The sequence below is a fragment of the Kibdelosporangium philippinense genome (genome assembly GCF_021390435.2).
Taxonomy (GTDB): domain Bacteria; phylum Actinomycetota; class Actinomycetes; order Mycobacteriales; family Pseudonocardiaceae; genus Kibdelosporangium; species Kibdelosporangium philippinense.
This window is the reverse complement of record NZ_JAJVCN010000003.1, coordinates 38778-60106: the sequence shown is the minus strand read 5'-3', so window position 1 is coordinate 60106 and position 21329 is coordinate 38778. Positions and strand designations below refer to the sequence as shown.

20 protein-coding genes are annotated in these 21329 nt (G+C 66.2%); 12 read left to right on the top strand and 8 right to left on the bottom strand.

Features of this window, described 5'->3' with window-relative positions:
* Positions 1-45: 45 nt before the first annotated feature.
* On the top strand, positions 46-3585 hold the full coding sequence (gene dnaE, locus LWC34_RS32120) for a DNA polymerase III subunit alpha (protein WP_233729044.1): 3540 nt from the start codon (positions 46-48) through the stop codon (positions 3583-3585).
* On the opposite strand, the gene LWC34_RS32115 is transcribed toward dnaE, so the two are convergent.
* Positions 3582-4394: a hypothetical protein gene (locus tag LWC34_RS32115; RefSeq protein WP_233729043.1), complete on the bottom strand. Its 813-nt coding sequence runs from the start codon at positions 4392-4394 to the stop codon at positions 3582-3584. The two genes, dnaE and LWC34_RS32115, sit on opposite strands and share 4 nt — an antisense overlap.
* 107 nt (positions 4395-4501) lie before the next feature.
* Between LWC34_RS32115 and LWC34_RS32110 the strand changes: the two genes are divergently transcribed.
* On the top strand, positions 4502-5782 hold the full coding sequence (locus LWC34_RS32110) for an adenosylmethionine--8-amino-7-oxononanoate transaminase (protein WP_233729042.1): 1281 nt from the start codon (positions 4502-4504) through the stop codon (positions 5780-5782).
* On the opposite strand, the gene LWC34_RS32105 is transcribed toward LWC34_RS32110, so the two are convergent.
* The gene (locus LWC34_RS32105; protein WP_233729041.1) at positions 5779-6195 is read right to left on the bottom strand and encodes a hypothetical protein; all 417 of its coding nucleotides are present in this window, start codon (positions 6193-6195) and stop codon (positions 5779-5781) included. The two genes, LWC34_RS32110 and LWC34_RS32105, sit on opposite strands and share 4 nt — an antisense overlap.
* 2 nt (positions 6196-6197) lie before the next feature.
* Between LWC34_RS32105 and LWC34_RS57240 the strand changes: the two genes are divergently transcribed.
* On the top strand, positions 6198-6323 hold the full coding sequence (locus tag LWC34_RS57240) for a hypothetical protein (RefSeq protein WP_284051781.1): 126 nt from the start codon (positions 6198-6200) through the stop codon (positions 6321-6323).
* A 751-nt stretch (positions 6324-7074) separates the two neighbouring features.
* Here the strand turns inward: LWC34_RS57240 and LWC34_RS32100 are convergent.
* From LWC34_RS32100 to LWC34_RS32090, 3 genes are read right to left on the bottom strand one after another with little or no spacing between them, the layout of a single operon-like run.
* Positions 7075-7875 (bottom strand): sugar phosphate isomerase/epimerase family protein, encoded by an 801-nt coding sequence (locus LWC34_RS32100; protein WP_233729040.1) that lies wholly within the window; start codon positions 7873-7875, stop codon positions 7075-7077.
* Complete coding sequence (locus tag LWC34_RS32095; RefSeq protein ID WP_372496674.1) at positions 7872-8993, bottom strand: dihydrodipicolinate synthase family protein; 1122 nt, start codon at positions 8991-8993, stop codon at positions 7872-7874. Before LWC34_RS32095 ends, LWC34_RS32100 begins: the two co-directional genes overlap by 4 nt.
* Positions 8990-10141 carry a Gfo/Idh/MocA family protein gene (locus LWC34_RS32090; RefSeq protein ID WP_233729039.1) on the bottom strand — a complete coding sequence of 384 codons (1152 nt, stop codon included), beginning with the start codon at positions 10139-10141 and terminating at the stop codon, positions 8990-8992. Before LWC34_RS32090 ends, LWC34_RS32095 begins: the two co-directional genes overlap by 4 nt.
* 215 nt (positions 10142-10356) lie before the next feature.
* Here LWC34_RS32090 and LWC34_RS32085 point away from each other — a divergent pair, with 215 nt between their 5' ends.
* From LWC34_RS32085 to LWC34_RS32065, 5 genes are all read left to right on the top strand, one after another.
* Entirely contained in the window at positions 10357-11370 is a 1014-nt protein-coding gene (locus LWC34_RS32085; RefSeq protein ID WP_233729038.1) for a LacI family DNA-binding transcriptional regulator, read from the top strand.
* A 62-nt stretch (positions 11371-11432) separates the two neighbouring features.
* Entirely contained in the window at positions 11433-12152 is a 720-nt protein-coding gene (gene bioD / locus LWC34_RS32080; RefSeq protein ID WP_233729037.1) for a dethiobiotin synthase, read from the top strand.
* A gap of 89 nt (positions 12153-12241) precedes the next feature.
* Positions 12242-13258 (top strand): biotin synthase BioB, encoded by a 1017-nt coding sequence (bioB, locus tag LWC34_RS32075; RefSeq protein WP_233729036.1) that lies wholly within the window; start codon positions 12242-12244, stop codon positions 13256-13258.
* Positions 13255-13452 carry a biotin synthase auxiliary protein BsaP gene (bsaP, locus tag LWC34_RS32070; protein WP_233729035.1) on the top strand — a complete coding sequence of 66 codons (198 nt, stop codon included), beginning with the start codon at positions 13255-13257 and terminating at the stop codon, positions 13450-13452. The genes bioB and bsaP overlap by 4 nt, the downstream gene beginning before the upstream one ends.
* A 40-nt stretch (positions 13453-13492) precedes the next feature.
* A complete protein-coding gene (locus LWC34_RS32065) occupies positions 13493-14101 on the top strand; it encodes a DUF2567 domain-containing protein (protein WP_233729034.1) in 609 nt (202 codons plus the stop codon).
* Here LWC34_RS32065 and LWC34_RS32060 read toward each other — a convergent pair.
* Positions 14098-14784 carry a TetR/AcrR family transcriptional regulator gene (locus LWC34_RS32060; RefSeq protein WP_233729033.1) on the bottom strand — a complete coding sequence of 229 codons (687 nt, stop codon included), beginning with the start codon at positions 14782-14784 and terminating at the stop codon, positions 14098-14100. The two genes, LWC34_RS32065 and LWC34_RS32060, sit on opposite strands and share 4 nt — an antisense overlap.
* Before the next feature lie 106 nt (positions 14785-14890).
* Here LWC34_RS32060 and LWC34_RS32055 point away from each other — a divergent pair, with 106 nt between their 5' ends.
* Positions 14891-16393, top strand: a complete 1503-nt coding sequence (locus tag LWC34_RS32055) for an MFS transporter (protein ID WP_233729032.1) — start codon at positions 14891-14893, stop codon at positions 16391-16393.
* Here LWC34_RS32055 and LWC34_RS32050 read toward each other — a convergent pair.
* Together LWC34_RS32050 and LWC34_RS32045 are read right to left on the bottom strand one after the other, a co-directional pair.
* Entirely contained in the window at positions 16386-17066 is a 681-nt protein-coding gene (locus LWC34_RS32050; RefSeq protein ID WP_233729031.1) for an LON peptidase substrate-binding domain-containing protein, read from the bottom strand. The genes LWC34_RS32055 and LWC34_RS32050 overlap by 8 nt on opposite strands.
* Positions 17067-17085: 19 nt before the next feature.
* Positions 17086-17790, bottom strand: a complete 705-nt coding sequence (locus tag LWC34_RS32045) for an NUDIX hydrolase (RefSeq protein WP_233729030.1) — start codon at positions 17788-17790, stop codon at positions 17086-17088.
* Between the two features lie 57 nt (positions 17791-17847).
* Between LWC34_RS32045 and nadA the strand changes: the two genes are divergently transcribed.
* The 3 genes from nadA to nadC are packed head-to-tail and all read left to right on the top strand — an operon-like array spanning position 17848 to position 21328.
* The gene (nadA, locus tag LWC34_RS32040; protein ID WP_233729029.1) at positions 17848-18846 is read left to right on the top strand and encodes a quinolinate synthase NadA; all 999 of its coding nucleotides are present in this window, start codon (positions 17848-17850) and stop codon (positions 18844-18846) included.
* Positions 18843-20465, top strand: a complete 1623-nt coding sequence (locus LWC34_RS32035; protein ID WP_233729028.1) for an L-aspartate oxidase — start codon at positions 18843-18845, stop codon at positions 20463-20465. Before nadA ends, LWC34_RS32035 begins: the two co-directional genes overlap by 4 nt.
* Positions 20462-21328, top strand: a complete 867-nt coding sequence (gene nadC / locus LWC34_RS32030) for a carboxylating nicotinate-nucleotide diphosphorylase (RefSeq protein WP_233729027.1) — start codon at positions 20462-20464, stop codon at positions 21326-21328. The genes LWC34_RS32035 and nadC overlap by 4 nt, the downstream gene beginning before the upstream one ends.
* Position 21329: the final 1 nt, after the last annotated feature.

Here is a 21329-nt window from a genome sequence, read left to right as displayed (position 1 = left end):
GGTGGCGCCCACGGACTGGGCGGTGGACGTTTAGGGTGGTGAGTTGTGGCCGCGGACTCCTTCACACACCTGCATGTGCACACCGAGTACTCGATGCTCGACGGAGCGGCGAAGCTGAAAGACATGTTCGCCCAGTGCGAGAAACTGGGCATGACCTCCGTCGCGATCACCGACCACGGTCACATGAACGGTGTCTACGACTTCTTCAAGCAGGCCACCGGCGCGGGCATCAAGCCGATCCTCGGCATCGAGGCATACGTCGCGCCCGGCTCACGGCACGTCAAGGACCGCGTTCGCTGGGGCGACCCGTCGCAGAAATCGGACGACGTCTCCGGTAGCGGTGCGTACACGCACCAGACGATCTGGGCACGCAACGACACCGGCCTGCGCAACCTGATGCGCGCCGCCAGCCTCGCCTCGATGGAAGGCCAGCTGGGCAAGTGGCCGCGGATGGACCGAGAGCTGCTCGCCGAGAACTCCGAGGGCCTGATGGCCACCACCGGGTGCCCCTCGGGTGAGGTACAGACCCGGTTGCGGCTCGGCCAGTTCGACGAGGCCGTGAAGGCCGCGGGCGAGTGGCAGGACATCTACGGCAAAGAGCACTTCTACGTCGAGCTGATGAACCACGGCATCGACATCGAGCTGAAGGTCCGCAACGAGCTGCTCGACCTGGCCAAGAAGGTCGGCATCCCGTTCGTGGTCACGAACGACTCGCACTACACGTACGAGCACGAGCGCGACGCCCACGACGCGCTGCTGTGCGTGCAGACCGGCAAGACCATGCAGGACCCGACCAGGTTCAAGTTCGACGGCAGCGGCTACTACCTGAAGTCGCCGGACGAGATGCGCGCGATCGACTCGTCCGACGCCTGGCAGGAAGGTTGCCGCAACACCCTGCTGATCGCCGAGAAGGTCAGCACGGAAGGGATGTTCAAGTTCCGCAACCTGATGCCGAACTTCCCCATCCCGGAGGGGATGACCGAGGGCGAGTACTTCAAGCAGAAGGTCTGGGAAGGCATGAACCGCCGCTTCCCCGACGGCGTCGACGAGGTCCACCGCCAGCAGGTCGAGTTCGAGATCGGCGTCATCCTGCAGATGGGCTTCCCCGCGTACTTCCTCGTGGTCGCCGACCTGATCAACTGGGCGAAGTCCAACGGCATCCGCGTTGGCCCCGGCCGTGGTTCGGCCGCAGGCGCGCTGATCGCGTACGCCATGGGCATCACGGACCTCGACCCGCTCGCGCACGGGCTGATCTTCGAGCGGTTCCTCAACCCGGACCGTGTCTCCCCGCCTGATATCGATATCGACTTCGACGAGCGCCGTCGCGGTGACGTCATCCGCTACGTGACCGAGAAGTGGGGCGAGGACAAGGTCGCCCAGGTGATCACGTTCGGCACGATCAAGGCGAAGGCCGCGATCAAGGACGCCGCCCGCGTGCTGTTCGGCCAGCCCGGCTACGCGGTGGCCGACCGGATCGCCAAGGCGTACCCGCCAGCCGTGATGGCCAAGGACATCCCGCTGTCGGGCATCCACGACCCGAACCACAAGCGGTACAAGGAAGCCACCGAGATCCGCGCGCTCTACGACCAGGATCCGCAGGTCAAGCAGATCATCGACACCGGCCGCGGCCTCGAGGGCCTGATCCGCAACGCCGGTGTGCACGCCTGTGCCGTGATTCTCTCAGCTGAGCCGCTGCTTGACGTGATCCCGCTGTGGAAGCGCCCGCAGGACGGGTCGATCATCACCCAGTTCGACTACCCCACGTGTGAGTCGCTTGGCCTGCTGAAGATGGACTTCCTCGGCCTGCGCAACCTGACGGTGATCGACGACTGCCTGCGCAACATGGAGCGCAACGGCAAACAGCCGGTCGACCTGCAGACCGTGGCGCTGGACGACAAGGCGACATACGAGCTGCTGTCGCGTGGCGACACGTTGGGCGTGTTCCAGCTCGATGGCGGGCCCATGCGTGACCTGCTGCGCCTGATGCGCCCCGACAACTTCGAAGACATCTCCGCGGTCGGCGCGCTCTACCGGCCGGGCCCGATGGGTGCGAAGTCGCACACGAACTACGCGCTGCGTAAGAACAAGCAGCAGGAGATCACGCCGATCCACCCGGCGCTTGCCGAACCGCTCGAGGACATCCTCGGCACGACCTACGGCCTGATCGTGTATCAGGAGCAGGTTATGGCGATCGCGCAGAAGCTGGCCGGGTACACGCTCGGCCAAGCAGATCTGCTGCGCCGCGCGATGGGTAAGAAGAAGAAGGAGATCCTGGACAAGGAGTTCGCCGGGTTCGAGAAGGGCATGCTGGACAACGGCTACCCGAAGGACGCGGTCAAGACCCTCTGGGAGATCCTGGTCCCGTTCGCGGACTACGCGTTCAACAAAGCGCACTCCGCCGCGTACGGCCTGGTGTCGTACTGGACGGCGTACCTCAAGGCGAACTACCCAGCTGAGTACATGGCCGGCCTGCTCACGTCGGTGCGTGACGACAAGGACAAGGCCGCGATCTACCTGGCCGAGTGCCGCAAGATGGGCATCACGGTCCTGCCGCCGGACGTCAACGAGTCGGACCGCGACTTCGCGCCGGTCGGCGACGACATCCGCTTCGGCCTCGGCGCGATCCGCAACGTCGGCGCGAACGTGGTCGACTCGATCATCCGAGCGCGAAACGAGAAGGGCGCGTTCGTCGACTTCTCCGACTTCCTGCGCAAGGTCGACGCGCAGGCGTGCAACAAGAAGGTCGTCGAATCGCTGATCAAGGCAGGCGCGTTCGACTCGCTCAAGCACCCGCGCAAGGGCCTGTTCCTCGTGCACACCGACGCGATCGACGCGGTCATGGACACCAAGCGCGCCGAGGCGGTCGGCCAGTTCGACCTGTTCGGCGGCGGCGACTCCGGCGGTGACGACGCCGGTGGTGTGTTCGACGTGAAGGTCCCCGACGACGCGTGGGAGACCAAGCACCAGCTCGCGCTTGAGCGGGAAATGCTGGGTCTGTACGTCTCCGGGCATCCGTTGGACGGCGTCGAGCACATCCTGTCCGCCCAGTCCGACACCCCGATCGCGGCGATCCTCGAAGGCGGCATCGCCGACGGCGCCCAAGTGGTCATCGGCGGCATCCTCGCCTCAGTGACCCGGCGGGTGAACAAGAACGGTGAGCCGTGGGCCTCCGCCCAGCTCGAAGACCTCGCCGGTGGGATCGAAGCGCTGTTCTTCCCGAAGACGTACTCGGTGGTCGGGATGAGCGTGGTCGAGGACGCGATCGTCCTGGTGAAGGCCAGGGTGGCGAAACGTGACGACCGGATCTCGCTGATCGCCAACGACCTCGTGGTGCCCGACCTCGAATCGCTGGCAGGCAGCCAGCCGTTCCGGGTCAGCATGCCCGCGTCGAAGTGCACGCCGACCGTGGTCGCCCAGTTGAAGGACGCGTTGTCGACGCATCCCGGCACGACCGAGGTGCATCTGCGCCTGATCAACGGGCAGCGCAAGACTTTGCTGCGGCTCGACGACGCGCTGCGCGTGACGCCGAACCCGGCGCTGATGGGCGACTTGAAGGCGCTGCTCGGGCCGGGCTGCCTGGCCTAAGCGTTCTGCGAGGCGAGCAGCAGTTCGTGGCGGGCCATGGCTGCGGTCGGGGCGTGTGCGCCTGCAAGCAGCGCCTCGTAGTCCTCGGCGAGCTTGGCGACTTCCTCGCGGGTGGGCGCGAGTGCCTTGTGCAGCAAGAGGAAGCCGTTGAGGTCTGCCGCTTTGCCGCCCCGGCGCAGGCGGTAGAGGCAGCCTTCGAGCAGCATTGCCCGGTCGAGGGACTGGTCGTCGGCGAGTTTGCGCGGCCAGTCGCCTGCTTCGAGCAACGGGCCCAGGCCGTCCACTTCGAACAGTCGACGGGCCAGTGACGAACGGCTCGTGTCGGCGTGGCCGGTGGCGATCCAGGCATAGACGAGGCCGTCGGTGGCCAGCGGCGCGATGCCGGTGTGCGCGGCCAGGCCTGTGACCAACTGCTGCATGTCCGGGTCGAGGCGGTCCGACGGCAGCCGGAGGGCGAGGCGGTCAACCAGGTCCGGCAGCCACGTCACCCGGCGGTCCAGCAACACCTCGATGACCAAGTCGATCACGTCGGTGCCGGTCTCGTCCTCCCGCATGCCGTTTCGTGCGATCCATACCGCGACACTGGACGCGGATGGCAACAATGCCGCGCCCGCGACGGTCATCGCACACATTCTGGGCGCCCAGAACCGCTTGCTGACGAATGCGCCGGTTCGTTGTTCTTTTTCATAAGCGCGGAGCGATTCAGCCAGTTTCTTACGGACGCCCGCGTCCAACTGACGGACCTGACGTGCGACGTTGTCCGGGTCCCCGCCGTCGATGAACGGGTGCAGAACGGTCCAGTCAGTCATGGAATACGACGTTAGCCTGCCGACCATCCAGCTGATGGCCGGGCTGGATACCGCCGATGTGTCGAAATTCGGCCCTAAATGCGACCAATTGGCACTAATGTCGATCCGTGGACGTCGCCGAGTTGATCGCGTTGGACCGCGCGCACGTCTGGCATCCGTATGGGCCGATGCCGGGCACGAGGGATCCGTACGTCGTCGAATCCGCGTCGGGGGTACGACTGCACCTAGCCGACGGGCGTGACCTGGTGGACGGCATGTCGTCCTGGTGGGCGGCGATCCATGGGTACCGCAACCCACGGCTCGACAAAGCCATGGCCGACCAAGCAGGCCGCATGAGCCACGTAATGTTCGGCGGCCTGACACACGAGCCCGCCGTACAACTCGCGTCGCGCTTGGTCCAAATCACGCCGACGCCCCTGCGGCACGTGTTCCTCTGCGACTCAGGTTCGGTCTCGGTCGAAGTCGCCGTGAAGATGTGCCTGCAGTACTGGCGCTCAACCGGGCGCCCGGAGAAACGCCGCTTGATGACATGGCGCGGCGGCTATCACGGCGACACGTTCCACCCGATGAGCGTCTGCGATCCGGACGGCGGAATGCACTCGCTGTGGCGCGGTGTCTTGCCAGAGCAGCTTTTCGCGCCGACCCCGCCAGCGGGGTTCGACGCGGGCGTCGACCACGAGTACGTCGCGACCCTCGCCGACATGATCGAGCAGAACGCCGACGAACTGGCCGCCGTGATCATCGAACCCTTGGTTCAGGGCGCGGGCGGCATGCGGTTCCACGATCCGCGGTATCTGCACGTACTGCGTGAACTGACACTGACCAACGATGTGCTGCTGATTTTCGACGAGATCGCCACAGGGTTCGGCCGGACGGGGACGTTGTTCGCCGCCGACCATGCTGCGGTGAGTCCGGACGTCATGTGCCTGGGTAAAGCGCTGACCGGCGGCTACATGTCGATGGCCGCGACGCTGTGCACGTCCGAGGTGGCTAACGGGATTTCCCAGGGCGAGCTGCCGGTGCTGGCCCACGGGCCGACTTTCATGGGCAACCCGCTTTCCGCGGCTGTCGCGAACGCCTCAATCGACCTGCTGTTGGAGAGCGACTGGGCCGGTGAGGTCAGACGGATCGAGCACGGGCTGATCACCGGTCTTGAACCCGCACTCGACTTGCCTGGCGTGCTCGATGTGCGGGTTCTTGGCGCAATCGGGGTGGTGCAGCTCGATCACCAGGTCGACGTCACCGAGGCCACCAAGGCCACAGTGGATGCCGGTGTCTGGCTCCGGCCGTTCCGTGACTTGATCTACACGATGCCGCCGTACATCACCTCAGACGAGGACCTCGCACAGATCACCAAGGCGCTGTGCGCGGCGGTCGCGGCAGGCTAGTGCTGACAGCGCGGCTTGGTCCGACGCTGGTACGACAGTGCCGTCACGGCGGCTGCTATCCCGAACCCACCAAACCCGAGCGCGCCGACGGCGGCCACCCACACTGGGATGTCGGTGTCCACGACGCCCGCGAGAGCGAGTACGACCCAACCCAGCGCGAGCACGCCGTACGGTCCGAGCAACGCTGCCAACCATGCGGGCGTTAGCAGCGTCCAACGCGGCAACGCTTCGCCCCATTTGCTTATTAGCGCCCACAGCAGGGCTATGCCTGCTAACGCTGCGAGCGACGTGCCATCGATTCCATGTCTTGCTAGGAATCCGTACAATCCGTTGCTGTTCGTCAGGTCGGGGCCTTCCATACCGTTGATGGGCAGACCGATTGCCCATAGCACCTTCATGAGGACGTAGGGCACGAATGCGATTGCTCCCGCAGCCGCTGTCCAACGCAGTGCTTTCGTTACTGGCTTCGTTGGAGGTGCGGGGGAGTCGTGCGTTCTCCCGCAACGCGGGCACCGTCCGTTTGCGCGACGCCTTGCCGTGACTGCTGTGGCAGCGAACATCGCCGCTCCGATGAGCGAGACCGTCTGGGCGATCGCTTGTGACCAGCTGTCGACCTTTCCGGTCAGTACGAAGGCTACGACCGTGATCATCGTGAACACTCCGCCCGCAAGCGCGATCGCGGCTACCGCGGATGCTCCTAGCCATGCTGTGACATGCGGCTTTTCGCGGGTACAGAAGAGTGCTGCGATCGTTCCGACGAGGCCTATGGCGACCATCGGCCAGTTCGGCGCGAAACCCGAACACTGCGGACATCGCGGCCCAGGCAGCGGCTGCACCGGCCAGCCAGTTCGTCTTGCGCACACGGACAGATTTCCGCAGTGTCCTGGCTGGACGGCCCATGCCGCAGAGGGATCTTGCTCCCGCCGTGGCATGAACTCTGAACTTTGAACTCTAAATTCTGAATACAGAGCACAGCATGTAAAGCACAACCTGCACAGCGCCTACCCGCGCACCTTGCACTCTGAATTCAGAATGCTGAACTTTGAACGCAAAGCACAGCATGTAGGGCACAGCATGTTGTGCTCTATATTCAGAGTGCAGGGCGCGAGGTGGGGTGGTGCGGGTGTGAGGTGCGGAGTGCGCGGCGGTTGCAGGGCACGAAGTGGAGTGGGGCACGAGGTGGTGTTGGGTGCGAGGTGGTGTTGGGTGCGAGGTGATGCTGGGTGCGAGGTGATGCTGGGTACAGGGCTCTGTGGGCTGCGAGGTGATGCTCAGGTACTGGGCTGTGTGCTCTAGATGACGTGTTCGGCGTAGGTGGCAACCACTCGGTCCACTACCTCGTCCCCTGGGCTGTCCCAGATCGACTGGTTGAAGATCTCTACTTCGATCGGGCCCGCATAACCCGTGGCGTCCACGGCTTGCCGCAACCGCCGCAGTTCGATGCATCCGTCGCCCATCATGCCGCGGCCGAGCAGCACGCCTTCCGGCAACGGCGTGATCCAGTCGCAGACCTGGAAAATCGAGATTCGCCCGGCCGCACGGGCGATCGCCTGGTACACCCCCGGGTCCCACCAGATGTGATACGTGTCCACACAGACGCCAACCTGGTTGGCTGGGAACAGGAATGCCATGTCCAATGCCTGATCCAAAGTAGACACGACGCAGCGGTCCGAAGCGAACATCGGGTGCAGTGGCTCGATGGAAAGCTGAACACCCTGCTCCGCGGCATAAGGAGCAAGCTCGGCGATCGAGTCGATCACGTTCTGCCGAGCCCCATCGATATCCGAGCTGCCCGCAGCAAGCCCACCGGACACCAGGATCAGGATCGACGTGCCCAAGGCGGCGGCCTCGTCGATAGCGCGGCGGTTGTCGGCGATCGCGTCATCGGAAGCGAAGAAACCGCCACGGCACAGCGAAGTCACGGTCAGGCCAGCGTCACGGACAAGCTTCGCCGACCGTTCAAGTCCGTACTCCGCCACGGGACCGCGCCACAAGCCAACCTGGGTAATCCCCGCACGGGCACAACCGTCGACAAAAGTAGGCATGTCCCATTGGGTGGTGGTGGCCTGGTTGAGGCTCAACCGCGAGCTCACGTGGAAACCTCCAAGAACGCACGCATCCTGTGCACGGCCAGCGCCGGGTCGGGCAGCAAACCGGCGGCGTCGGCCAGTTTGAACAACGTCACCAGGTGCGGCACGGACCGGGCGCTCTCCAGCCCGCCGACCATCTTGAAGTGCGACTGGTGCCCGGCAAGCCAAGCCAGGAACACGATCCCGGTCTTGTAGTAGTACGTCGGCGCTCCAAAAATGTGCCGGGACAGCGGCACGGTCGGCGCGAAGATCGACGAGTAGGCCGACACATCCCCGGTGTCCAAAGCCCGGACAGCCGCTGCCGCGGCCGGGGCGATGGCGTCGAAAATTCCCAGTAGCGCGTCGCTGTGCCCTGACTCATCACCCAGGATCAGCTCTGGGTAATGGAAGTCATCGCCCGTGTAGCACCGCACACCGGCAGGCAGTCGCAGACGCATCGCCACTTCGCGGGACGCGTCCAGAAGCGAGATCTTCACGCCGTCCACAGCGGACGCATTGGCCTTGATGATCTCCAGGAACACATCCGTTGCCACGTCCAGATCCGGCGAACCCCAATAACCTTCCAGCAAAGGATCGAACATCGGCCCAAGCCAGTGCAGGATCACCGGCTTGGACGTCTGGGACAGCAACTGTCCGTACACCCGGTGGTAGTCATCGGGTCCGGAAGCGGCGGCGGCCAACGCACGACTGGCCATCAGGATCACCTGGCCGCCGGTCTCCTCGATCACGGCGATCTGCTCAAGGTACGCATCGATCACCTCGGAAACCGAATGCGGACCCGGCGCCAATTGGTCTGTCCCGGCGCCGCAAGCCAACGGCCCAGCCGCATTGGCTCCAGTGCGGCGAATCAACTCCTGGGTAGCGGTCCAATCCAAGCCCATCCCACGCTGCGCGGTGTCCATAGCTTCGGCGACACCGAAACCGTGCGACCACAAATGGTTCCGATAGGCCAGGGTCGCGTCCCAGTCGACAGCAGCGGGACTGCCAGGTGTGTTGTCACCCAACGGATCCGCGACCACGTGCGCCGCTGCGAACAGCCGACGGCTGACCGGAGCCGGGCCAGGGTCATACCCGCCAGACGAAACGACCGTGTACGGCCCGGAAGGCAGTTCGATGATCACAGGTCCAACTCCGGGATCGACAGCCGACGGCCTTCACGCGCGGACCGCAGACCGAGCTCCGCCAGCTGCACGCCACGCGCACCGGCCAGTAGGTCCCAGTGCCAAGGCGTGTCCAGCACGACGTGCTTGAGGAACAGTTCCCACTGGGTCTTGAAGCCGTTGTCGAACACCGCGTTGTCCGGGACTTCCTGCCACTGCGAACGGAAGTCCTCGGTCGGCGGGAGGTCCGGGTTCCATACGGGCATCGGCGTCTGCGAGCGGTGCTGCACGCGGCATCGCCGCAATCCCGCGACCGCGCTGCCTTCCGTACCGTCCACTTGGAACTCGACGAGCTCGTCGCGGAACACTCGCGTTGTCCACGAGGAGTTGATCTGCGCGACGATTCCGCCTTCGAGTTCGAAAATCCCGTAGGCCGCGTCGTCCGCGGTCGCCTTGTACGCCGCGCCTTGCTCGTCCCAGCGGGTCGGGATGTGGGTGGCGGCAAGGGCTTGCACGGTCCGCGGTTTGCCGAAGATGTGGTTGAGCACGTACTGCCAGTGGCAGAACATGTCCAGGATGATTCCGCCGTCGTCTTCCGCGCGGTAGTTCCACGACGGCCGGTTGATCGGCTGCCAGTCGCCTTCGAAGACCCAGTAGCCGAACTCGCCGCGCACCGACAGGATCCGGCCGAAGAATCCGCCGTCCACCAGGCGCTTGAGCTTCAGCAGGCCGGGAAGGAAGATCTTGTCCTGCACGACACCGTTCTTCACGCCAGCGGACCGCGCCAAACGCGCGAGCTCCAGAGCTGTGTTGAGGTCCGATGCCGTCGGTTTCTCGCAGTAGATGTGCTTGCCTGCCTCGATCGCCTGGCGCAGCGTCTTCTGTCGCTCGCCGGTCACCAGCGAGTCGAAGTACACCTGCACGCCCGGATCCGCGAGCGCCTCGGTCAGGTTCGTCGTCCACGGCAGGTCGTGCTCATCGGCGATCGCTTTGACCTTGTGCTCGCTGCGGCCGATCAGCACCGGCTCCGGCCAGATCACGCTGCCGTCGCCGACCGGGATCCCGCCTTGCTCCCTGATGGCCAGAATCGACCGCAGCAGGTGCTGCCGCAGGCCCATCCGCCCGGTGATGCCGTTCATCGCGATGCCGACCGGCCTACGATCCGCCATCGTCTCCCCTTCCCCTTCTGAAAAGGCTCACGGAAACCGGCCTCGGCCGCGACCAGGCGCTGCCCTGCACAACGACCGTTCGCGGACCGAGACCGGCGAGCCACCCGCATGGAGGCACACGCGTCACGTCCACCTCCGTAGAAAGCGCTTACTATCAGCGTAAGCTAGGCAGGCACCGGACCGGGTGTCAATAGGCTGTGCTGGGAGGTAACCGGATGGCGGCGACATTGGCGGACGTCGCGGCACGCGCGGGAGTGTCCACCGCGACGGTGTCGCGAGTGCTCAACGGCAATTACCCGGTCTCCGCCGTGACGCGTGAGCGCGTCCACCGGGCGCTTGGTGAGCTTGACTACGTCGTCAATGGACCGGCACGAGCACTGGCCGCGGCAACGTCGGAAGTGATCGGCGTGATCGTCAACGACGTGTCCGACCCGTTCTTCTCAATCCAGGCAAGCGGGACACAGTGGGAGGCCGCGAGCGCGGACCTGCTCGCTGTCATCTGCAACACCGCGGGCTCGCCATCGGACGAGCTGAAGTACATCAGCATGCTGTTGCGTCAACGCGTCCGAGGCGTCGTGCTGACCGGCGGTAGCCGTGAGGAGCCCGAGCACCTGACGGCGATTACGAAACTCATTGGCCAAGCGCTCTCTGCGGGCACGACGGTCGTGATGTGTGGACGCCCCGCACCGCCGGATGTCGACGTGCCGTGCGTGGCGTTCGACAACGAAGGCGGTTCGCGCGCGCTGACCAGGCACGTGATCACGATGGGACACAAGCGGATCGCGTACGTGGCGGGTCCACCTGGCAACAGCACGACGACCGCACGGCTGAACGGCCATCTCAAGGCCCTGGAAGAGCAGACCATCGAGAAATCCGTGGTCCTGCACGGCGATTTCTCCCGTGCGTCGGGGTTCGACGCGGGGATGGAACTGGCCGACGCCGGGTACACGGCGATCATCGCGGGCAACGACCTGATGGCGCTCGGTGTCATCGCTGCGTTGCGGCAGCGTGGAATCCGAGTGCCTGACGACATCTCGGTCGCGGGTTTCGACGACCTGCCTGCCGCGGTGGACGTCGTCCCAGCGCTCACGACCGTGCGGCTCCCTTTGGACCAGGGAGCGAGGCGTGCGGGACGGATCGCGAGCGGCGTGGAGGTCGTCACGGGCCCGACGAAGCTCTGGATGCCCGCCGAGTTGATGGTCAGGGAATCAGTGACTCCACCCCGCTGAGTAAGCGCTTTCATAACCCCCGGCGTGTCGTACCGTGAGTACGGCTCGTAGTCTGGTTCGACGTGAGCGTGATCGTGGTCACCGGTACCGGGACCGGTGTGGGCAAGACGATCGTCACCGCAGCGATCGCCGCGCTGGCCCAAGCCGACGGCAGGCGAGTCGCGGTGCTCAAGGCCGCACAGGCCGGACTCAATGAGGACGGCACCGGCGACGTGGACACCGTCCGCAGGCTCGCTGGCGACGTGACCACTCGTGAGCTGGCCCGATACATCGACCCGCTCGCTCCGGAGACCGCGGCGAGACGCAGCGGCATGGCTACGATCGGGCCAGCCGACATCGCCCAAGAGACCTCCATGCTGGACGAGGACCACGACGTCGTCATCGTCGAAGGCGCGGGCGGCCTGCTGGTCCGGTTCGACAGCAACGGCTCGACGATCGCGGACGCCGCGTGGGCCATGGGCGTGCCAGTGATCGTCGTGGCACAGGCCGGCCTCGGCACCCTCAACGCGACCGCGCTGACCGCCGAGGCACTGCTGCGCCGAGGCATCGAATCGCTGGGTGTGGTGGTCGGCAGTTGGCCAGCCGAACCCGATCTCGCCGCCCGGTGCAACCTCGAAGATCTCCCGGTCGCCGCGGGCGCGCCGCTGCTCGGAGCCCTGCCGGAAGGCGCGGGCGCGCTGGATCGCCAGCGTTTCCTGGAAATCGCGCGCGGCGGGCTGTCGCCGTGGTTCGGCGGCGAGTTCGACCCCGAGCAGTTCGCGATGACCTACAAATCCTCGTGACCATCTGCGTGAGATACGTCCCTCACCGCAGGGCTTGTTCTAAGGCAGACTGAGCGACCGGAACCAGCCCCGGGCTTGAGGGAGGACCATTGACGGCCGCAGCTGAGAAGACCGACATCTTGAAGATCGCGCGTGAGCAGGTGCTCCAGCGCGGGGTCGGGCTGTCCCAGGAGCAGCTTGTCCAGGTGCTCACGCTCGACGACGACCGGCTCGAGGAGCTGCTCGGCCTCGCCCACGAGGTCCGGATGCGCTGGTGCGGCCCTGAGGTCGAGGTCGAGGGCATCGTCAGCCTGAAGACCGGCGGCTGCCCGGAGGACTGCCACTTCTGTTCGCAGTCCGGCCGCTTCCCCACACCGGTGCGCTCGGCCTGGCTGGACATCCCCGGCCTGGTCAAGGCCGCTCGGCAGACCAGGGATGCCGGCGCGACCGAGTTCTGCGTCGTGGCCGCGGTCCGTGGCCCGGACAAGCGTTTGCTCAGCCAGGTGCGGGACGGCATCAAGGCGATCAGGGACGACGGCAACGACATCCAGATCGCCTGCTCACTGGGCATGCTGACGCAGGAGCAGGTGGACGAGCTCGTCGACATGGGCTGCCACCGCTACAACCACAACCTCGAAACCGCGCGCTCGCACTTCCCGAACGTGGTCACCACGCACGCGTGGGAGGAGCGCTGGGAGACGCTGCGGATGGTCCGTGAGGCGGGCATGGAGGTGTGCTCCGGCGGCATCATCGGAATGGGTGAGTCGATCGAGCAGCGCGCCGAGTTCGCGGTCCAGCTCGCCGAGCTGCAGCCGGACGAGGTGCCGATGAACTTCCTCATCCCCAACCCCGGCACGCCCTACGAGAACTACCCGATCGTCGAAGGCGCCGAAGCGTTGCGCACGGTGGCCGCGTTCCGGCTGGCCATGCCGCGCACGATGCTGCGGTTCGCAGGCGGCCGTGAGCTCACCCTGGGTGACCTTGGTGCGGAGCAGGGCATGCTCGGCGGGATCAACGCGATCATCGTCGGCAACTACCTGACCAACCTCGGCCGCCCAGCCAGCCAGGACCTCGAGATGCTCGCGGACCTGAAGATGCCGATCAAAGCGTTGAACGAGACGTTGTGACGTATTGCAGCTGGTGCGGTAAGCCGGAGACCGAAGCCGACCACGCGTACTGCCAGAAACGGCTGGCTCTGATCGACCCGCCGCGGTTCTGCCCGCAGTGCGCGCGGCGGATGGTCGTTCAGGTGACCCCGACCGGGTGGACGGCCAAGTGCAGTCGGCACGGCGAGTCAACTTCGGCGCAGTCCACAAGTTAAGCTCGGTTCCCTGGGTAGTCGACCAGGGGAGGTTTTGGCTGTGGCGGAACAGCCCGTCGAGGCGCAGCAACGGGATGCGCCAGCGGAGGTTCCGCTGTATCCGCTTTACGGCGCCCATTACTACCTCCCGCAGCCGCCGCGCTCACGCGTAGTGATCAAGGCGGATCTGCTACCCGCGGTCAGCGTGTTGTCGTTGATCACGCTGGTCGGCATTCCGCTCGCGTACCTGTGGTCGCTGCTGGCGCCGAGCCAGCTCAAGTCGGTGACGACGCGCGGCCTGATCCCGTTGACCGCCGAGAGCTACCACCGGTTCGACTCGATCGCGGTGTTCGTGCTGCTCGGCTTCGGTGCCGGGCTGATCGTCGGTGTCGCCGTGTGGTTCCTGCGCGAACGCCGTGGCCCGGTCACGATGGTCGCCGCCGTGCTGGGTTCGTTGGGTGCCGCGTATCTCGGCACGCTGATGACCGGCATGTTCACCGGCTGGATGTACGAGGTCCCGTCGACAACCAACATCGGAGACACCCTGACGATCGCGCCGACCCTCGAATCGATCTGGGTGATCCTGGCGCAACCACTGGCCACAGCGTTGGCCTACGGCGTCCTCGCTGCCTGGAACGGCATGGACGACCTGGGCCGCCGTCTGGGTTAGGGCCGCTTGGCCACCAGGCCGTCGAGCAGCGCGTCGAGGCCGTAAGCGAACAGGTCCTCGGTGTCCGGGGTGTCGAGCGCCGCGAGCAGTCGTGGGTACGGCGCCGCAGCCTGTTTGGCCAGGGGCAGCACCTGTTCGGCCCATTCCGCGTCGCTCAGGCCACTGCGTGCGAGCGACGTGAGCCACGCGGCCTCGCCGATCCCGGCGCCGATCACATAACTCAGCACGAGCCGCATCGCGCGGTTGCCGTCGACAAGGCCGAAGCCGCCTTGCTCGAACAGCGCGAGCATCTTGTCGCTCATCCGGATCACGTTCGGCCCCAGGTAGGACAGGCCGACCTGGCCGAGAACCGAGCCGACCCACGGATGCCGGGTGATCATCGCCCGGACGCTCTGCGCGGTGCTGATCACACCAGCACGCCAGTCGTCTCCTGACGGAACCTCGATCTCGCCGTAGACCTCGTCGATCGCCAGCTCGATCAGCTCGTCCTTGTTGACCACGTGCCGGTAGAGCGAGGTCGCGCCCGCGTACAGGCGTTTGCCCAGGTTACGCATGCTCAGCGCGTCAAGGCCGTCGGTGTCCAGCAGCTTGATCGCCTCGCTGACGATCTGCTCGCGGCTCAGCGCGGGCTGCTCGCGCCCCTTCTTGGGACGGGCCCACACGGACGGAATCTCTCTCGTCATGCGTTCACAGTAGCGCACGATGTGCGCTCTTGCATCACTGTTCGCAGTGTGCGTACAGTGTGCGCATCGACCGAACAACGTTCGCAGAATCTGGGGAGTGAGCCCGATGCAAGAGCGGAACCCACGCCGCTGGTGGATCTTGGTGGTGTTGGTGCTCAGCACGTTGGTGCTGGTCATCGACAACATGGTGCTGACCGTGGCGGTGCCGCCGCTGTCCGAGGACCTGGCCGCGAGCCCGCAGGACATCCAGTGGATCCTGGACTCCTACATCCTGGTTTTCGCTGGCCTGTTGCTGACTTCGGGCAGCCTCGGTGACCGGTTCGGCCGCCGGAAGGTCATGATCATCGGGCTGGCGCTCTTCGGCGCTTCGTCCTTGCTCGCCGCGTTCGCGTCGGATCCGGCGCAGCTGATCATCGCCAGGACAGTGATGGGCATCGGCGGCGCGCTGATCATGCCGAGCACGCTGTCCATCCTGATCACGGTCTTCGACGACAACGAGCGCCCCAAGGCCATGGCCGTGTGGAGTGCCGCCGCGACCGTCGGGTTCGTTGGTGGTCCGGTGTTGGGTGGTGCGCTGATCGCGTGGTTCTGGTGGGGTGCGGTGTTCTTGATCAACGTGCCGGTCGCTGTGTTGGCCATCATCGCCGCTGTCGCTTTGATGCCGGAGTCCAAGGGCCCGTGGCAGAAGCCGGATCCGCTGGGTGCCGTGCTGTCCGCGCTGGGCATGACCGCTGTCGTGTGGACGATCATCGAACTGCCGAAGTACGCGTTCTCTGACCCGAATGTCCTTGTGCCGCTGGGTGTTGCGGTCGCGAGCTTGGTCGCGTTCGTGGCATGGGAGAAGTACACGCCGTCGCCGATGGTGCCGCTCAAGTTGTTCAAGGCCCGCAACTTCAGCGGTGGCAGCCTGGCGTTGACGCTGTCGCAGATCGGCAACGGCGGCCTGATGATCGTGGTCACCCAGTACCTGCAGTTCGTCCTCGGGTTCACGCCGACCGCGGCCGGGTTGGCGTTCCTGCCGATGGCCGTGGGTTCGTTGGTGTGCAACGGTGTTGGCGCCACGCTCGGCCAGAAGATCGGCAACCGCCTGATGGCCGCGATCGGACTGGCGCTGTACGCGGTCGCCTTCTTCTGGATGTCAACGCTTTCGTCGGGCGCGGGTTTCCTGCCGATCGGCGCCGCACTGTTGGTGCTGGGTTGTGGTGGCGGTCTTGCGGTGCCGGCGGCGATCGCGGCTTTGATGGGCACGGTCCCGCCGGAGCAGGCAGGCGTCGGTTCCGCGTTGAACGACACCATTCAGCAGTTGGGTGCCGCGCTTGGCGTCGCCGCCTTGGGCAGCATTCTGAGTGGCGCGTTCACGGCTGAGATGCCCGCCGGTTCGCCGATCTCGATCGGTGAGTCCATTCAGGTGCCCGGCCTTGCCGAGACCGCGAAGATCGCGTTCACCGACGCGATGTCCACGACGTTCGTGATCAGCGGGATCGGTGTGCTCGTGGCGGCTGCGATCGCGCTGATTGTCATGAGGGACAACAGAAAGGTGAGTGTAGAGCCTGTCGTGAGTGGTTATCCGTGTTCTAGCACGGATAACCACTCACGAGCTTTTAGTTGAGGTTCATCGGGGCCGAGAAGGACGACGCGGGAGCGGGGACAGCGTGGAGTGCCGCGATGATCCCCGCTTCTCGTGTGAGCAGGGAGTAGACCATCCGCAGCCGGTGCAGCGGCCGCGTCTCCTCCAGCAAGGCCTGACGGTCCTCCATCGGCAGCAAGGCATCCGCGGCCAGCAGATGCGCGAGCGCCGCAGGGTCCGTGTCGTCCGCTGGCTCGTCCCAGTCCTCGCGTTCCCAAGCGGTCTCGCAGTACCGGCGATACGCCGCCCGAGCCGACTCGGCCAGCGAGTCGATCCGGTCCGCACCGGCGGCGGGGATCTCGTCGTCCGGGATCCACTCGACGGTCCCGACGAGGTAAGGCGCGCTGGTCGCGTCGAGGTCGAGCAGCCGGAACCGCCGCTCACCCGTGGTGATGATGTCGTAGCGCCCATCGCCGAGGCGGGTTGCCTGACGCAGCAGCGCCGAGCAGCCGACCGCCAGCACCTGGTCGACCTTGTCGACTTCCTCGCTGACGGGTGCCTTCATCGCGACCACACCGAAGCGTTTCTCCGGCACTGTCCCGGTGACCAGGTCGACGGTCAGCTGCCGGTAGCGCGGCTCGAAGATGTGCAAGGGCAGGTTCGCGCCCGGCAGCAGCACTGTCTGCAGAGGAAACAGCGGAAGCGTCTCGGGCACAACACTAAAAGTACGGGCATCACCGCGTTTTCGCAGCGGGCGGGCGCAATACCGCGAACTCGTCGGTCACCTGCATGCCACGGACAGTGAACCTGAACAGTGCCGCCGGCCGCCCGCCTGCCCGTCCTGGCTTGGTGGTTTCCCCAGTTGGCTCCAGTAGCCCACGCCTGGACAGCACGCGCTGCAGGTTCGTGGACGACACGCTGTAACCCAACGCAGCCGAATAGATTTCCCGCAATTCGGACATCGTGAACGTCGGTGGTGCCAGTGCGAAGCCGATGTTGGTGTACGAGAGCTTCGAGCGCAGCCGGTGCTGGGCCCGCCGGACGATCGCCTCATGGTCGAAAGCGGTCGTTGGCAGGGCGTTCACCGGGTGCCAGCAGGTGTCCGGCGGTACTTCGGGGTCGTTGTCGGACGGCACGAGCCCGAGGAAAGCCGAGGCGATCAGACGTGGCCCTGGGACGCGGTCGGGCGCGCTGAACACGGCCAGCTGCTCGACATGCGCGAGCTGCCGGACGTCGACTTTTTCCTTCAGCTGACGGCGGATCGAATGCTCGACGTCCTCGTCCAGTCGCAGCCTGCCACCGGGCAGAGACCACCGGCCAAGGTGCGGCTCCTTCGCCCGTTCCCAGAGCAGGACCTGGAGTGATCCCGCTCTCACTTGCAGTACCGCGGCCAAAACCTCATGGCCGAGGACGGGGGGCTCGGTGGTAGCATCAAGCATGTTTTCGATCCTTAGGCGAAAACCTCGGGATGGGAAACCCGGAGCTAGGAGGACCTGATGACGGCAACATTGACTCCTTATAGCGGGGTCGAGCCGGACGCGGCTTGGCGGGACGAGGTACGGCGCCTGGTCGATCAGCGCGACGCCGTCCTGCTCGCGCACAACTACCAGCTTCCCGAGATCCAGGACATCGCGGACTTTACTGGTGACTCGCTGGCGCTGTCGCGGATCGCCGCCGAAAGCAGCGCGTCCACGATCGTGTTCTGCGGCGTGCACTTCATGGCCGAGACCGCCAAGATCCTGTCGCCGGACAAGACCGTGCTGATCCCCGACGAGCGGGCCGGGTGTTCGCTCGCCGACTCGATCACCGCGGCGGATCTGCGGGAGTGGAAGGCGCAGCACCCTGGCGCGGTGGTCGTGTCCTATGTGAACACCACGGCCGAGGTGAAGGCGGAGACGGACATCTGCTGCACCTCGTCGAACGCGGTCGACGTGGTCGCCTCGATTCCCGCGGACCGTGAGGTGCTGTTCTGCCCGGACCAGTTCCTCGGCGCGCACGTCAAGCGCGTGACCGGCCGGGACAACATCCACATCTGGGCGGGCGAGTGCCACGTCCACGCCGCGATCAACGGTCCTGAGCTGGCCGAACGCGCCTCGCAGGACCCGTCGGCGGATCTGTTCGTGCACCCGGAGTGCGGCTGCGCGACCTCGGCGCTCTACCTGGCAGGTGAGGGGATCGTGCCGCCGGAGAAGGTGAAGATCTTGTCGACCGGCGACATGGTCAAGGAGGCCAAGGCGACCAATGCGACCTCGGTGCTCGTGGCGACCGAGATCGGCATGCTGCACCAGCTGCGCAAGGCGGCGCCGGAGATCGACTTCCGGGCGGTGAACGACCGCGCCTCGTGCCGGTACATGAAGATGATCACACCGGCCGCGTTGCTGCGTAGCCTGCGGGAGAACAAGGACGAGGTGCACGTCGACCTCGAGACCGCGGCCCGCGCGCGTGCCTCGGTGCAGCGGATGATCGAGATCGGCCAGCCCGGCGGTGGGGAGTGAGCCCGCAATGGGAGGCCCGTGCCGACGTGATCGTCGTCGGTACCGGCGTCGCTGGCCTCACAGCCGCGTTGGAGGCCCGTGAGCGTGGCCTGAGAGTCCTGGTGATCACCAAGGCGTCGGCGAGCTCAGGCAACACACGCTGGGCGCAAGGTGGTGTCGCTGTTGTCCTGCCTGGTGAGCACGACGAAGGCGACTCGGTCGCCGCGCACGTTGAGGACACGCTGGTGGCGGGCGTCGGCCTCTGCGACAACGACGCGGTCGGCGCGATCCTGGCGGACGGCGCGACAGCCGTGACACGACTGCGCAAGCTGGGCGCGGTTTTCGACCCTGCCGGGGATGGAAAGCTGGCCAGGACCAGGGAAGGCGGGCACAGCGCGTTCCGTGTCGTGCACGCGGGCGGCGACGCCACGGGCGCGGAGATCGAGCGCGCGCTGTTGGCGGCGACGCAGGACGGGCGCGTTCCGTTGCTGGACAACCACATTGCTGTCGACACCGTACGGACGGCGACGGGTGCGGTTGTCGGTTTGCTTGTGCTGGACCCGAATGGTGTTCCCGGCGTGGTGAGCGCGCCAGCCGTGTTGCTGGCCACGGGTGGCTTAGGACAGTTGTTCCAGGCGACCTCCAACCCCGAAGTGGCGACGGCAGACGGGCTCGCGTTGGCCCTGCGTGCCGGTGCGCCCGCGGCGGATGTCGAGTTCGTGCAATTCCATCCGACCGTGCTGTACACGGGCCCGGGCGCGCGTGGCCGCTGCCCGCTGGTGACCGAGGCTGTTCGAGGTGAAGGTGCCGTGCTCATCGACCCTCTTGGCGAGCGTGTGATGAAAGGCGTGCACCCGCTGGAAGATCTCGCGCCGCGTGACGTCGTCTCGGCCGCGATCACGCGCCGGATGGCGTCGGAGCCTGGCGGCATCGACGATCACGTCTTCCTTGACGCGACCCACCTGGACGCGGCGGAGTTCCGCCGTCGTTTCCCGACTGTGCTCGCGGCCTGCAACTCGGTCGGCGTGGACCCGGCCAAGGACCCGATTCCGGTGTCTCCAGCCGCACACTTCGCGTGTGGCGGCGTGGCGGCCACTGTGGACGGGCGGACCGGCGTGACCGGTCTCTACGCGGTCGGTGAAGTCGCCCGCACCGGCCTGCATGGCGCGAACCGGTTGGCGTCCAACAGCTTGCTCGAAGGCCTCGTGGTCGGATCCCGCGCGGCACAAGCGATCGCGGAAGACCTCGCGGCCTGCGTACTGGCGGATCCGCGCGCGGCTGTGAAGGCGCCGTTGCCGACGGCGCCGGTCGCGGACAGGGACGTCCTGCAGCGCGTGATGAGCCGTTACGCCGGGATCGGCCGTGATTCCGAAGGCCTTGCCGTGATCGGCTCGGTGCTCGATGTGTCCGCAGTGGACACTGTGCTGAAGACCAGCCAACGGGTCGAGGACGCGGCGTTGACGTTGGTGGCCCGCGCGCTCATCGCGGCCGCCGCGGCACGCACGGAAAGCCGTGGCTGTCACGTGCGGACCGACTTCCCCGACACGGATCCCGCGTGGCAGCACAGCCTCGCGGTCCGGCTCAACCCGTCCGGCCAGCCCGTGCTGGCGGCCAACACTTTGCTGAGGAGCGCGGCATGAACGAGGAGGCACTGGCCGTCGTCGACTGGGCACTCGCCGAAGACCTCCGGTACGGCCCCGACGTCACGACCGAAGCCACGGTCCCGGCCGACGCGATCGGCACCGCCGCGATCACCCCGCGCAAGACGGGTGTGCTCGCGGGCAACGAGGCCGCGTTGGCTGTTTTCCGCCGCCGGGTGGACAACCTTGAGGTCCTGACCCGGACGCAGGACGGCGTTTTCATGGTGCCGGGCGAGGCTGTCCTGGTGGTCCGTGGCTCGTTGCGTGGCCTGCTCACTGCCGAGCGCACGGCGTTGAACCTGGTCTCGCACCTGTCCGGTGTCGCGACACTGACCCGGGCCTGGGTGGACGCGATCGAGGGCACCGGATGCGTGATCCGGGACACCCGAAAGACCACGCCAGGCATGCGGCTGCTGGAAAAGCACGCGGTGCGGATGGGCGGCGGCCAGAACCACCGGCTCGGCCTCGGCGATGCCGTGCTGATCAAGGACAACCACGTGCTGGCCGCCGGGTCGATCACGGCCGCTTTCACCGCCGCCCGGCAGCACGCGCCACAGCTGCCGTGCGAGGTCGAAGTCGACACCCTCGACCAGCTCGATGAGGCACTCGGCCTTGGCGTGGAACTGGTGCTGCTGGACAACTTCACGCCCGAGCAGTGCGTGGAGGCGGTCCGGCGCGCCGCGGGTACGCGGACCGAACTGGAGGCGTCCGGCGGGTTGACGCTGGATGTCGCACGGGCATACGCCGAAACGGGCGTGCATTACCTGGCAGTGGGTGCATTGACGCACTCCGCGCCGATCGTGGACATCGGGATGGATCTTGCTCCGGTGGAAACACCGGCGGCTGTTTCAGCGGGACGCTAGG